Origin of the sequence: Kitasatospora misakiensis (genome assembly GCF_042656005.1) — a bacterium.
Taxonomy (GTDB): Bacteria; Actinomycetota; Actinomycetes; order Streptomycetales; family Streptomycetaceae; genus Kitasatospora; species Kitasatospora misakiensis.
In genome coordinates this window covers 40,984-52,785 of the sequence record NZ_JBHSOF010000002.1, presented here as the reverse complement: position 1 = coordinate 52,785, position 11,802 = coordinate 40,984, and the positions used below count along the sequence as shown (strand labels likewise).

The 11,802-nt window shown below is 73.5% G+C and carries 8 protein-coding genes; 2 read left to right on the top strand and 6 right to left on the bottom strand.

The window, feature by feature from the left end; all coding sequences use genetic code 11:
• Positions 1-45: 45 nt before the first annotated feature.
• From ACFP3U_RS02110 to ACFP3U_RS02100, 3 genes are all read right to left on the bottom strand, one after another.
• Positions 46-3,864: a caspase, EACC1-associated type gene (locus ACFP3U_RS02110; RefSeq protein WP_380223360.1), complete on the bottom strand. Its 3,819-nt coding sequence runs from the start codon at positions 3,862-3,864 to the stop codon at positions 46-48.
• 2 nt (positions 3,865-3,866) lie between these two features.
• On the bottom strand, positions 3,867-4,247 hold the full coding sequence (locus ACFP3U_RS02105; RefSeq protein WP_380223359.1) for an effector-associated constant component EACC1: 381 nt from the start codon (positions 4,245-4,247) through the stop codon (positions 3,867-3,869).
• Positions 4,248-4,482: 235 nt separating this feature from the next.
• Positions 4,483-5,529, bottom strand: a complete 1,047-nt coding sequence (locus ACFP3U_RS02100; protein ID WP_380223358.1) for an isopenicillin N synthase family dioxygenase — start codon at positions 5,527-5,529, stop codon at positions 4,483-4,485.
• A gap of 414 nt (positions 5,530-5,943) precedes the next feature.
• On the opposite strand from ACFP3U_RS02100, the gene ACFP3U_RS02095 reads away from it, so the two are divergent.
• Positions 5,944-6,369, top strand: coding sequence for an SgcJ/EcaC family oxidoreductase (locus tag ACFP3U_RS02095; protein WP_380223357.1), 426 nt, complete (start codon positions 5,944-5,946; stop codon positions 6,367-6,369).
• 28 nt (positions 6,370-6,397) lie between these two features.
• Here the strand turns inward: ACFP3U_RS02095 and ACFP3U_RS02090 are convergent, their stop codons facing one another.
• The 3 genes from ACFP3U_RS02090 to ACFP3U_RS02080 all read right to left on the bottom strand — a co-directional run bounded on the left by ACFP3U_RS02090 (position 6,398) and on the right by ACFP3U_RS02080 (position 8,573).
• Positions 6,398-7,321: an oxygenase MpaB family protein gene (locus ACFP3U_RS02090; RefSeq protein WP_380223356.1), complete on the bottom strand. Its 924-nt coding sequence runs from the start codon at positions 7,319-7,321 to the stop codon at positions 6,398-6,400.
• 106 nt (positions 7,322-7,427) lie between these two features.
• Entirely contained in the window at positions 7,428-8,054 is a 627-nt protein-coding gene (locus ACFP3U_RS02085; protein ID WP_380223355.1) for a DinB family protein, read from the bottom strand.
• 66 nt (positions 8,055-8,120) lie between these two features.
• A complete protein-coding gene (locus ACFP3U_RS02080; protein WP_380223354.1) occupies positions 8,121-8,573 on the bottom strand; it encodes a carboxymuconolactone decarboxylase family protein in 453 nt (150 codons plus the stop codon).
• 197 nt (positions 8,574-8,770) lie between these two features.
• Here ACFP3U_RS02080 and ACFP3U_RS02075 point away from each other — a divergent pair, with 197 nt between their 5' ends.
• The gene (locus ACFP3U_RS02075) at positions 8,771-11,785 is read left to right on the top strand and encodes an AfsR/SARP family transcriptional regulator (RefSeq protein ID WP_380223353.1); all 3,015 of its coding nucleotides are present in this window, start codon (positions 8,771-8,773) and stop codon (positions 11,783-11,785) included.
• The last annotated feature ends 17 nt before the right edge of the window (positions 11,786-11,802 follow it).

Here is an 11,802-nt window from a genome sequence, read left to right as displayed (position 1 = left end):
CGGGGCGCCGCCCGAAGCGGCACCCCGGCAGGGCGGGTGAGCGGATCAAGCCCTGAGCGGATCCCCGGCGTGGTCGGCCGCGAGGATTCGCCAGGCGGGAATGCGAAGCGCGTCGGTGATGGGGCCGGCGAACGGTCCGGATGTCGCCGCACGCAGGCCGGGGAGGAGCCCTGCCGAGGCCTGACGGAGGCGGAGCTGTCGGGCCGGGTCCTCACCTGGCTCCGGTCCGCGGTCGATGAGCAGCGCGGTGATCCCTCGGTCGGTGGCGAGGAGGAAATCGCATGCGTGGCCCTCGACGCGGACCTCGCGCTGGATCTGCCGGTGACCGGTGGCGAGTAGCAGCGCGTGCAGGCCGTCGCCGAGCGGATCGCCACCCTCGGTGCCCACCGGGGTGGCAGGCAGGTCGGATGCCGCCGTACGCGCGGCCAACCCGGCAGCCATTCCGCCCTGTTGGGCCCAGAATGCCCGGTCGCCGACAGTGATCAGCTGGGCCTTGGCCCGGGTGATGGCCACGTTCCAGAGGCGGGCCTCGTTGCGCAGCCAGTTGACGGTGGTCCGCGGCGAGTCGGAGTTGGCGACGAGGCTCAGGATGATGACGTCGCACTCGCCCCCTTGGAAGGCGTGCACCGTACCGACCTTGACGGGGGAGCCGTCGAAGCGCCGTTGGAGCTGCTTTCGCTGTTCCTTGAACGGGGTGATGATCCCGATCCGGGTGTCCTCGGAGTGCGTGGCCTGCAGCTCGGCCACGATCTCGATCACCTTCCGCAGCTCGGCGGAGTTCTTCCAGGATCCGTTCGGACCGGGCAGGGGCTGGCTGTTCGGCACGTCGATCCAGCGCAGCGGGGCCGCCGGTGCGGAGCCCGCGCGCCGGAGGGTGCGGACATCGGTGAGCACACGCAGCCGGCCGCCGTAGCAGGCCCGGTTGGGAAGGTCGACGATGTCCGGATGGCACCGGTAGTGCTCGTCGAGCAGGATCGGTCTGCCGTGCGCGTGGGCGGCCGCGTCGTACGCGGAGGAGGTGCTGTAGGTGAGCCGACGCTCCTCCAGCCAGGAGGCGGTGAGCCCGGCACCGGCGCGGGCGGACCGGTCGGTCCCGTGCGGGATCTTGCTGATCTGCCCGAGCTGGGCCGGGTCGCCGATGACGAGGGCACGTTCGGCGCGGAACAGCATCGGCAGGACGGACGGGATCGCGCACTGGCTGGCCTCGTCGACGATGACCAGGTCGAAGTGGGCCGCGGTCAGGTCGAGCTGCTGGACGGAATGGGTGGTGATGGCCCAGCCGCCCAGCGCGCTCATGAGCTCGCGCTGGGTCCGCCGAAGATCGGTGCCCCGCTGGAGTGCGCCGAGCCGGGCCTGTAGCTGCGGTCGGGCATTCCGGATCCGGGTGGCGATGGTCGAGCGCATCAGCCGTGCTGAGGCCTCGGCGGCCCGGGCCTGGACGGCGGCGAGCTCGGACAAGGCCTCTGTGGCGGCGTTCAGGGGGAAGCGCGGGATCCCGCGCCGCAGCTCCCACTCGGCCGTGGCGGCTTCGGCGAGTACGGCCAGGGTGGTCGCGGCGTCGGCGGGATCACTCAAGCGCGAGGCAAGTGCCGTCGCGCCCGGCGCGTCCGACCCGAGGCCGGAGAGGAGGGCGGCGCCGGCCCGCCGTCTGCGCCATGGGCCGAGCTGCCATGCCCCGGCTCTGGTGGCCTTGCCGGCCCGATCGGCCCAGAGACGCAGCCGGTCGCCTCCGTCGGTCCAGACGCCGGCCAGCGTGGACGGAGCGACGCCGATCCGGCTCAGCGCCTCGGAGCGGCCGGCTGCCGTGGCGGCGAGGGCTGTCTCGTTCCGGGCGATGTCGGCGAGCCGCGCTCGGGCCGCGGCGAGTTCGGCGTGGGCGATGCGCAACTCCCCGGCCGCGGTGGCGGGCGAGCACTCGGGGGCGGAGGCGTGCTGGAGCAGATCGGAGATCGTCTCCGCCTCGCGTACCCGAGCCGTTTGGTTCCCGGTACGCAGCAGCAGGCCGCTGACCAGCGCGGAGCAGCGGCGCTCGACCTCGTCGACGGCCTGGTTGTTGGTGGACACCACGCAGGTCTTCCAGCCGAGTTGGGTCGCGGTCTGGACGAGAGCGGTGACGAGTTGGCTCTTGCCGGTGCCGGCCGGACCGGTGGCGACGGTGAGACGGTCGCGCAGGACGGAGCGGATGACCTCCTCCTGCCGCTCGTTCAGCGGGCCCGCCGACACGATCGGCGCGTCACTGCGGTCGGCGACCGCCTTCGGAGTGGGATGGCGGCTGTCGCGGTGGCGGTCGGAGACCAGTGCGGAGAGTGCCGTCCGCTCTATCTCGTGCGCACGGTCGGAGAGCTTGCGCAGGTTGTCCACGAGTCCGATGGTCATCTTGTCGGCGCCCGTGGAGGTGAGCAGCATCGCGGTGTTGTGGGCGCCCAGCCGGACCTCGCGACGGACGCTGTTCTCTTGGAGGCGCTGCGGATCGAGCGGTTGGATCTCGTCGATGCCGAGGACCTTCAGGAGCTGGCGGATGTTCTGGAGCATCTGGGCGGCGTGGCCGTGTTGCCAGTCCGGCTGCCAGCCGGCGACCAGTTCGGCCTGCTCGTGCGCGTCGAGGAACTCCGCCAGGAGGCCGGGGTGCGGGATCGGCACGCTGGCGGGGCGGAGTATCCGTCGACCCCCTTCGTCGACCGAGAGTTCGAGCTGCTGGATGAGGAGTGGGGCGAGCCGGGTGCCGTCCGCCGTGTTCTTCCGGCCGCCGGGGGCGGGCAGTGTGACAGTCGGGTAGCCGTACCAGATCTCCGTGTTCTGTTCGGTGCCTTCGGAAGGGCCGCGGAGGGCGGAGCCGGGCAGTTCGTCAGGGGCTCCGACGGAGTCGTCGGAGCCCGACTGGAGGAGTTCGGGGTGGCCGCTCAGAAGCAGGTACTTCTCCTGCTGCCCGCGGGACGGCAGCCAGTCGGCGGCAGCCTCCTTGGACATGCAGGCGAGGTAGTAGTCGGTGAGCTGGGTCCAGCGGGGACTGCCGGCCTGTTCCTCGGCTGCCCGTCGCAGGGCCTTGTCGGGGATGCTGGGCGTGCCGACCCCGGGCCGGCCGGCCTGCGGCGGGAGCGTGACGGGCGAGGCGACACCGCGGGCGAGCAGCAGTGTCTGGGTGGCGGCGAGCATGGACCGGGTGGGCACCTGGCCGTCCGAGGCCCGCAGTTGCCGTGACACGTAGGCGAAGAGGTCGTCCGCGGTGACCCAGTTGCGGTCGGTCATCCGGCCCGAGCGGAGTCCCTCGACGATCTCGCCGGTGAAGCGGGAGGTACCCAGCGCGGATCCCTCGGGGGCCTTGGCCGAGGCCGTCTGGCGCGCCCCCGAGGCCGTGATGACGTAGACGCCGGACGGTCGGAGCATCACGCCCTGCTCCGTGGACGCCTCCGGCCCGCCGGGGCCCTTGGCGGACCACGATTGGACGACGGATCCGCTGTCGCAGCAGTCCAGCAGGACGACCTTGGCGGAGGCCCGGCATTCCTGGAGCTGCTCATGGAGGAATTCCGCCGCGACGGCGGTGTTGGGCAGGTCCTCGGGGTCGCTGTCACGGGTGATGAAGTACAGCTGGCCGTCCTCCACGCTGTACTGGCCATGGCCGCTGAAGTAGAGCAGAGCGGTGTCGGCGCCGGTCCGTTCGGCGAGGAAGTCCTCGACGACCCGCTTGAGCTGTGCGGCCGTCGGCTCGGCGGCGATGGTGCAGGGATTGAACATGCCGATGTCGGTGCGCTCCAGGACGGCCTGCATGTAGTGCAGGTCGGCCCGCACGGCGGCGAGGTCCTGGTACTGGGGCGAGTCGTAGCCGCTGACTCCGATGAGGAGGGCGTGCCGGTCGTTGTCCTGCACGGCTATTCGCCCTCGACCTGGCGCGGGTTGTCGGCCGAGCAGAACGCGCGGACCACCTCGGCGTCCTCGCGCTGCGTTCGGCCGTCGATCTCCAGGACTCCGCCGTCGGCGCGCTCGATCCGCAGACGCCGGGCGGGGACCCGGGCCAGCCAGGTCTGGAGGACCGCGACGGCCAGCGAGCCACCCCCGAAGACCAGGGACAGGACCTCCGAGGCTCCCTTGGCGTCGGGGTCCGCGGACGCGGGCGCCGTCCTGCGCAGATCCGTCCCGACGCCTTCCCCCTGGAGTGCTTCACGGAGCGATCGCAGGTCGCGGGCTTCACGGAGCGGATCGTGGTCGAGTACCGAGACGGTGAGCGGTGCGGGCGTGTGCGGACTGGACATGGTTCCCCCTCGTGCATGCCGTCTCCGGGTCAGGCCGGTGACGGTACGTGTTGATGCGTGCACCCTACCGTCGGGGAACCGGGTGTGGGCCGGATGGCTGACAAGGGTGGTCAGTGCCCGACCTCATGGAGGTGCGTGGGGGCGCATGGTGCGCGGCGCGCGCCGCGCACCATGCGGTTGTCCGTGGGCCGCCTCGGGGCCGGAGACCGTCCGCCGGGGTCGGCCGGTGTCGGGGTCAGGCCGCGAGGTCGGGGTGGTGGCGGCGGGTGACCTCGGGGTGGGCGCGGGTGTAGCCCTTCCACTCGTTGAAGCCGAAGTCGGCGTAGAGCGGGTTGGCCGGGTCCTGGGTGGCGCCGGGGGCGTGGTGGGCGAGCGGGAAGTCCAGCGGCTCGATGTGGGCGTCGAGGCGCGGGTTGTAGAAGAACGGGACGGAGAAGCGCTCGCGGGCGCCGGCCGGGCTGACCACGCGGTGGCTGGTGGCCTTCAGGTAGCCGTCGGTGGCGACCTCCAGCAGTTCGCCGAGGTTGACCACGAAGGCGCCCGCCATCGGCGGGACGTCCAGGAAGGAGCCGTCCTCGCGCTGCACCTGGAGGCCGCCCACGGTGTCCTGGAGGAGCAGCGTGATGAAGCCGTAGTCCTTGTGCGCGCCGACGCCCTGCCCGGCGCCGTCGGGGGCGGTGCCCGGGTAGCGGACCAGCTTGAGCCGCAGGTGCGGGTGGCCGGCGAAGGCGGGGTCGTAGAACTCCGGGCGCGCGCCGATCGCGGCGAGGAGCTCGTGCAGCAGCGTGCGGGCGACGGCGCCGAGCCGGTCGATCCAGGTGAGGGCGGCGCTGCGCAGCTCGGGCAGGGCCTCCGGCCACTGGTTGGGGCCCTCCAGCCACCAGTAGGCGGGCTCGTCCGGGCCGGGGACGTGCGGGGGCAGTTCGGCGCCGATGTCGAGCTGGTCGCGCCAGTCCTGGCTGCCGCCGGTGCGCTCGTCGCCGGTGCGGGTGTAACCGCGGTAGTGCGGCGAGTTGAGGTTGGCGACGGCGTGGCGGTCGGCCTCGGGGAGGGCGAAGAAGGCCCGCATGGCGTCGGTGAGGGCGGTCGTCTCGGCCGGGGTGACCCCGTGGCCGACGAGCTGGAAGAAGCCGACGCCGGTGGCCGCGGCCCGGAGCTCGTCGTGCAGCCGGGTACGGTCCGCCGGGTTGCCGTGGGCGAGCGAGAGGTCGATCACCGGGAGGGAGCCGTCGAGGGCGTCGTCGGTGGCCGAGGTGATGGTGGTGGGGTGCTGCTGCGTCATGGGTGACATCCGCTGGGTCTCGTCCCGGCCGGCTCCGGTGGTGACCGGGAACGCCGGGGACGCGCCTGGTGCGGCGGGTGTGCCCGGGGCCGGGAGGGGGGACGCGGCCGGTGGGGGCCGCGCTGAGGGTGGGGTGCGAGGTTCAGCTGGAGCGTCGACAGGACATGCTGGTCACGCGGAGCAGGTCCACGTGGCGACGGCGAACGAGTATGAGCACGTCACCAGCCTAGATCAACCGTTCGGGTGCCGGCGGCGCGGCCGGGGAATGTCGTGGCATGGGCATGCCGAGATGGTGCTCCCGCAATGCCGTCCCGGCAAGGGGGTGAGCACGAACCGGTCCGGTCCGGTCCGGCCGCGTCGGCCGTTCCAAAAGATCTTGACCTCAAGTGAACTTGAAGTTCCATGATTGTCCCCATGACCAACGCACTCATGAACGCCGGTTCCGTCGAAGCCGAGATCGCCGCCATCCAGCAGGTCGTCGCCACCGTTCAGCACTCCCAGCTCAATGAACTCCCCGAGGTGTTCATCGACCTCTTCCGGGCCGACGCGATCTGGACCACCGGCCACGGCAAGGTCCTCCTCGGCCGCGACGCGATCGCCGAGTTCACCCGCAAGGTGCTCCCCGGCTCCTTCTCCGGTACCGGCCACACCGCCACCTACGAGGTGGTGCACGTGTTCTTCATCCGCCCCGACGTCGCGGCCGTCAAGGTCCGCCAGCGCTACCTCGACGCCGCGGGCGAGCAGGTCGGGGAGGAGGGCAGCCCGCTCTACGTGATGGCCAAGGAGGACGGCCGCTGGCTGCTCACGGCCAACCAGAACACCGTGGTGGTGGCCGAGTAGCGGCGCCGTAGTTCCGGCCGGCCGGTGCTCAGTCCTTCTTCCCGCCCGTCGACGCGTGTGGGAAGGGGCAGCCGCCGGCGGACGGCCCGGGGGCGTCCTGCTTCGCGAAGGTGCCCAGCTCGCCGATCCGGTAGCCGTACGGGTACCCGGGGTAGCTGCGCACCTGCCATCCGTCGCGGCCCAGGTGCGGCCGGCGGCGCGGGGGGAGCAGCCGGACGAAGCGGCCCCGCAGCCGCATCCCCGCCCGTACGGCGCGCCGCAGCGGCGCCGGCGGGGCCGGGTAGCCGAAGGCCTCGCGCAGCGGGTCGTCGAGCAGGCAGAGCGAGGAGAGCCGCATCGAGGACCGCAGCGCGGCCGGGTACCAGGAGGCCATCAGGCCGAGCGTGGAGTCGGAGACCGCCCGGCCGCCCTCGTCGAAGGCGAAGTGCGCGCGCTCGTAGTCGTCGAGCAGCCGCTCGAAGTCCTCGTACGTCTCCGGGAGGTCGCTCAGGCCCATGTGCCGGCCCAGCTCGCGGTAGTAGTTGACGCTCGCCCGGATCTCGTGCGGGGAGAGGCGCCGCCAGCCGTAGTCGTCCATCCAGCGCTTGGGCGTCACCACGAAGGTGGAGAGCACGTAGCGGTAGTCGTCGTCGGAGATGTCGTACCGGCGGTGCATCTGGTTCATCCGGCGGATCGCCTCGCGCCCCTGCGAGGAGTCGAAGCCGTGCTCGACCACCGCCTCCAGGATCAGCACCGTGTCGTCGTAGCGCTTCTGCGTGCGCCGGGTGAACTCGCCGGTCTCCGCGAGCAGCCGGCCGATGCTGGGCACCGCGTAGGTGCGGTAGAGCGCGAAGCTGAGCGACTGGGTGTAGTCCCAGGGGAACTCGTACCAGCTGCTGATCCGGTAGATCTCGGTGAACTCGGTCTCCGGGTCCATGCGCTGAATTTTCTTCAGCCAGTCGTATCGCTGCACGGGTCCCGACCCTAGGCGCCTGGTCAGGGACGGGTCAACGGGGGCCGGCTCCCCGGCGCCGGTGCGGAGGGCCCGGCGCCGCGCCGTTACGCCCGGGGCTTCGCCGTTACGCCCGGGGCGCGGGTTCTCCGGCCGCCGTGCGGGCGGCCTGCTCGACCCGGGCCCGGTGGGCGGCCCACCAGGCCTCGTCGCCGGGGGCCGTGTTCTCCCCGCCCCGGCGCTGCCCGGTCACGCCGTCGACCAGCTCCCGCACGATGTCGGCGTGGCCGGCGTGCCGCTGGGTCTCGGCGGTCATGTGGACGAGGCCGTGGTGCAGCGTCACCGTACTGCGGCCCCCCGGCACCCGGCCGACCGCGTCCAGCGGCAGCGCGGCGATCGTCGCGTCGGCGTGCGCGCAGGCCGCGCGGTACCGCCCGACGATCTCCTCCCGGCTCTCCTCCGGGGTGGCCCAGAAGTCGGAGTTCGGCTCGGCCTCCCCGGTGATCCACGGCCGGGGCGCCTCGAACGGCCGCCCGAAGGTCTCGCCGAAGTAGAGGGCCTCCGCCGCCGTCGCGTGCTTGACCAGCCCCAGCAGATTGGTCCCGGTCGGCGTCAGGGGCCGGCGGACGTCGTACTCGGACAGCCCTTCGAGCTTCCACAACAGGGCGTCCCGGGCGTCCTGCAGGTAGGTCAGCAGGTCCTTCTTGAAGGTCGCTTCGATCCCGGCCTCGGTGCTGCTCTTCGTCTCGGTCATGGCGGCCAGTCTGCCGCCCTCGCCCGCCCCGCTCACCGGCTTTTCCGGTGGCGGCGCCGCACGGCGTCAGGACGCGTCGACGGGCAGCAGGCCGCGCTCGCCGAAGACCTTCTTGGCGACGAAGGTGGCGTTGATGGCCTTGGGGAAGCCGCAGTAGGTGGCGGAGTGCAGCAGGGCCTCGGTGATCTCGGTGGGCGTCAGGCCCACGTTGAGGGCGGCGTTGATGTGGACCTCCAGCTGGGGTTCGCAGCCGCCGAGCGCGGTGAGCATCCCCAGGGTCACCAACTGCCGGTCGCGCGGCGGCAGTCCGGGCCGGCTGTAGACCTCGCCGAAGCCCCAGGCGACGATCTGGTGGGCGAGTTCGGGGTGAATGTCGGCGAGCGCGTCGACCACCCGCTGCCCGGCCTCGCCGTCGACGGAGGTGAGGACGGCCATCCCCCGGTCGAACCGCTCCTCCCGCGTCTCGGCGGCGGTGGTCGGGATACCGGCTTCGGTGCTGTCGTTGCGGTCGGTGCTCATGGGGGTTCTCCGTTCCCTGGCCTTCGGCGGTGTGCCGTGTGAACGACCGTACGACTTGGAGTTCACTCAAGGTCAAGCGTCTTCGTCGAAGCGTCTTCGCCGTCGCGGCGGCGCCACCGTTTTCGCAGAGCTGAGCAGCGGGAATACCGATGGTTATTATGCGCACGGGGGAGTCGTGTCGCGGGGGGAGTCGGTAGGTGGACCAGGACGGACGGTCCGGCGGGCTGCGGTTCGAGGTGCTCGGGCCGGTGCGCGGCCTGCGGGACGGGGTCGAGCTGGCGCTCGGTTCGCCGCAGCAGCAGGGCATGCTGCTCTCCCTGCTGTTCCGGGCGGGCCGGCAGGTGTCGGGCGGCCAGCTGATCGACGACCTGTGGGGCGACGAACCGCCGGCCAGCGCCCACGGCGTCATCCGGACGTACGTGCACCGGCTGCGCCGGGTCCTCGGGCCGGACGTGCTGACCTCGCTCGGCGGCGGGTACCTGCTGGTGGCCGACCGCGACGGCCTCGACACCGTCCGGTGCGAGACGCTGGTGGCGCGGGCGCGGATGCTGCGCGCCGACGGGCGGCACCTGGAGGCGGCCACCGCGCTGCGGGCGGCGCTGGCGCTCTGGCGGGGCGAGTCGATGTCCGGGGTGCCCGGGCCCTATGTGCAGCGCCAACGCCGGGAGTGGGAGGAGCGCCGACTCGCCGTCGTGGAGGCGCGACTGGAGGCCGAGGTCGACGGCGGCCGGTGGGCCGAGTCGGTCGCCGAGCTGACGGCCCTGGTCGAGGAACACCCGCTGCGCGAGCGCCTCTCGGAGCTGCTGATGCTCGCGCTGTACCGCGCCGGACGGCAGGCGGACGCGCTGGAGGAGTACCGCGCGGCGGACCGCCGGCTGCGCACCGAGCTGGGCGTCGCGCCCGGCCCGGGCCTGCGCGAGCTGCACGGGCGGATCCTCGCGGCGGACGGGACGCTCGCGGTGGCCGCCGGCCGGGCGGTCGTGCCGGCGCCCCGGCTCCCGCAGGAGGGCGCCCCGGTGGCCGCGGCGGAGCCGTCCACCCTGCTCGTGCCCGACCAACTCCCTTCGGCCGTAGCCGACTTCACCGGCCGCTCGGCGGAGGTCGAAGCGCTGCGGGCCGCGCTGCGGGAGCCGGGCTGCGTGCCGGTGGCGGCGGTCGCGGGCATGGGCGGGGTCGGCAAGACCGCGCTCGCCGTGCACGTCGCGCACGGCCTCGCCGGGGAGTTCCCGGACGGTCGGCTCCACCTCGACCTGCACGGCACCGACGGCCGCCCGACCCGGCCGGAGGAGGCGCTGGCGGTCTTCCTGCGCTCCTTCGGCGTCGTCGGGGAGGCGATTCCGACGGGTCTGGCCGAACGCGCCGCCCGCTACCGGTCGTTGCTCTCCGGGCGGCGGGTGCTCGTCCTGCTCGACAACGCGCGCGACGCCGAACAGGTCCGGCCGCTGCTGCCGGGCAGCCCGGGCTGCGCCGTCCTGGTCACCGGCCGGACCCGGATCGGGGCGCTCCCCAACGCCCGCTTCACCGAACTGCCGGTGCTGCCCGCCGAGGACGCCGTCACCCTGCTGACCCGGGTGGTCGGCCCCGAACGGGTCGCGGCCGAACCCGAGGCGGCCGGTGAACTCGTCCGGCTCTGCGGGCAGTTGCCGCTCGCGGTGCGGATCCTCGCGGCCCGCCTGGCCTGCCGCCCGGCCTGGGGCATCGCCCGGCTGGTGGAGCAACTGGGCGGTGACCGCTACCGGTTGGACGCGCTGCGCAGCGGGGACCTCGCGGTCGAGTCCTCGTTCCGCTTCGGCTTCGACCAGCTGGACGCCGAACAGGCCCGCGCCTTCCGGCTGTTGGCCGTGCCCGAGGTGCCTGAGCTGTCGCCCGCGGAGGTGGCCGCGGTGTTGGACCGGCCGGGGCCGGTGGCCGAGGAACTCGCCGAGTCCCTGGTGGACTGCTCGATGCTGGAGGTCTCGGCGCACCCGGACCGCTACCGCTACCACGATCTGCTGCGGGCCTTCGCCCAGCGGCTCGGCTCCGACGGCGCCGCGGTGGAGCAGGTGGAGCAGGTGGAGCGGGTGGAGCGGGCCGGTGTGCTGGCCCGGCTGGTGGACCACCACCACGCGAGGGTGGCCGCCGCGCCCGGGTCTCCGGTGGGCGGCCGCGCGGCCCGGGGCGGTGGGGACTACGTGGCCGTCGGCGCGCTGGTGGGCCAGTGCGCGAAGCTGCCGCGCCCGGCCGCGGCGGCGGTGCCCGCCCTCGACCGCCTCGCCGAACTCCTCCTGGGCGTCTGCCTGTCGGCGGACTCCGGCCGCGCCACCCGGCCGCTCGGCCACGCCGCCAACGCCCTGCTGCACGCCGCCCTGGAGCACGGCGACCGCACCGCCGAGGCCCGGGCCCGACTGGTGCTCGGCCGGCTGCTGATCGAGGTCGGCTCCGCCTCCTCGGCGCTCTCCGAACTGCTCCGGGCCCGCGATCTGTGCACCGCGCACGGGCTGCCGCAGCCGCTGCTCGCCCTCGCGCACGGCTCGCTGGCCGCCTGTTTCGTCCAACTGGGCCGCCCGGACGAGGCGGTGGCCGGCTTCTCGGCGGCGGTCGCGGTCCGGCAGCGGGCCGGCGACCGGCGGGCGCTGGCCGCCGAACTGCTCGACCTGGCCGGGGCGTTCGCCCGGCAGGGGCGCTACGGCGCGGCGAACCGGGTGATCGACCAGTCCTTGGTGGTCAGCCACGAACTGGCCGACCACGCCCTGGAGGCCAGGGCCCGGGACTCGCTCGGATCCATCGCCCACGACCGCGGCCAGCACGACGAGGCGGTCACCCACCGGCGGGCCGCCCTCGCCCTGACCGACCCGGACGACCACCGGCGCACCGGCCGGATCCTGCTGCGGCTGGTCGAGTCGCTGCGCGCGGCCGGGCGCGGGCCGGAGGCGGTCGAGACGGCGGAACGCGCGGTAGAGGCGCTGACCCTGGACGGTGACCAGCGGGGCCGCGGCCTGGCCCTGGCCGCGCTCGGCGACGCTCTGGCGGGCCACCGCCCGGTCGCGCCAAGGGTGTTGGACGGCCCGGGGCCGGCCGGTGACCTGGCCCGGGCCCGGGTCTGCTGGGCCGAGGCGCACGACATCCTGGCCCCGATCGGTTCGCCCGAGGCCGACCGCCTGGTGCCGCTGCTCGGCCGCGGCCACCCGGCCGGACCGCCCCGACGGCGCTGGCCCTCCTGGCTCCCGGGCTGAGCCACCGTTCCGGGGTG

Bases quoted from the DNA above. Each gene is read 5' to 3' on its own strand.
- ACFP3U_RS02105 (WP_380223359.1), bottom strand. From the start codon at position 4,247: ATGTCCAGTCCGCACACGCCCGCACCGCTCACCGTCTCGGTACTCGAC.
- ACFP3U_RS02100 (WP_380223358.1), bottom strand. From the start codon at position 5,529: ATGACGCAGCAGCACCCCACCACCATCACCTCGGCCACCGACGACGCC.
- ACFP3U_RS02095 (WP_380223357.1), top strand. From the start codon at position 5,944: ATGACCAACGCACTCATGAACGCCGGTTCCGTCGAAGCCGAGATCGCC.
- ACFP3U_RS02085 (WP_380223355.1), bottom strand. From the start codon at position 8,054: ATGACCGAGACGAAGAGCAGCACCGAGGCCGGGATCGAAGCGACCTTC.
- ACFP3U_RS02080 (WP_380223354.1), bottom strand. From the start codon at position 8,573: ATGAGCACCGACCGCAACGACAGCACCGAAGCCGGTATCCCGACCACC.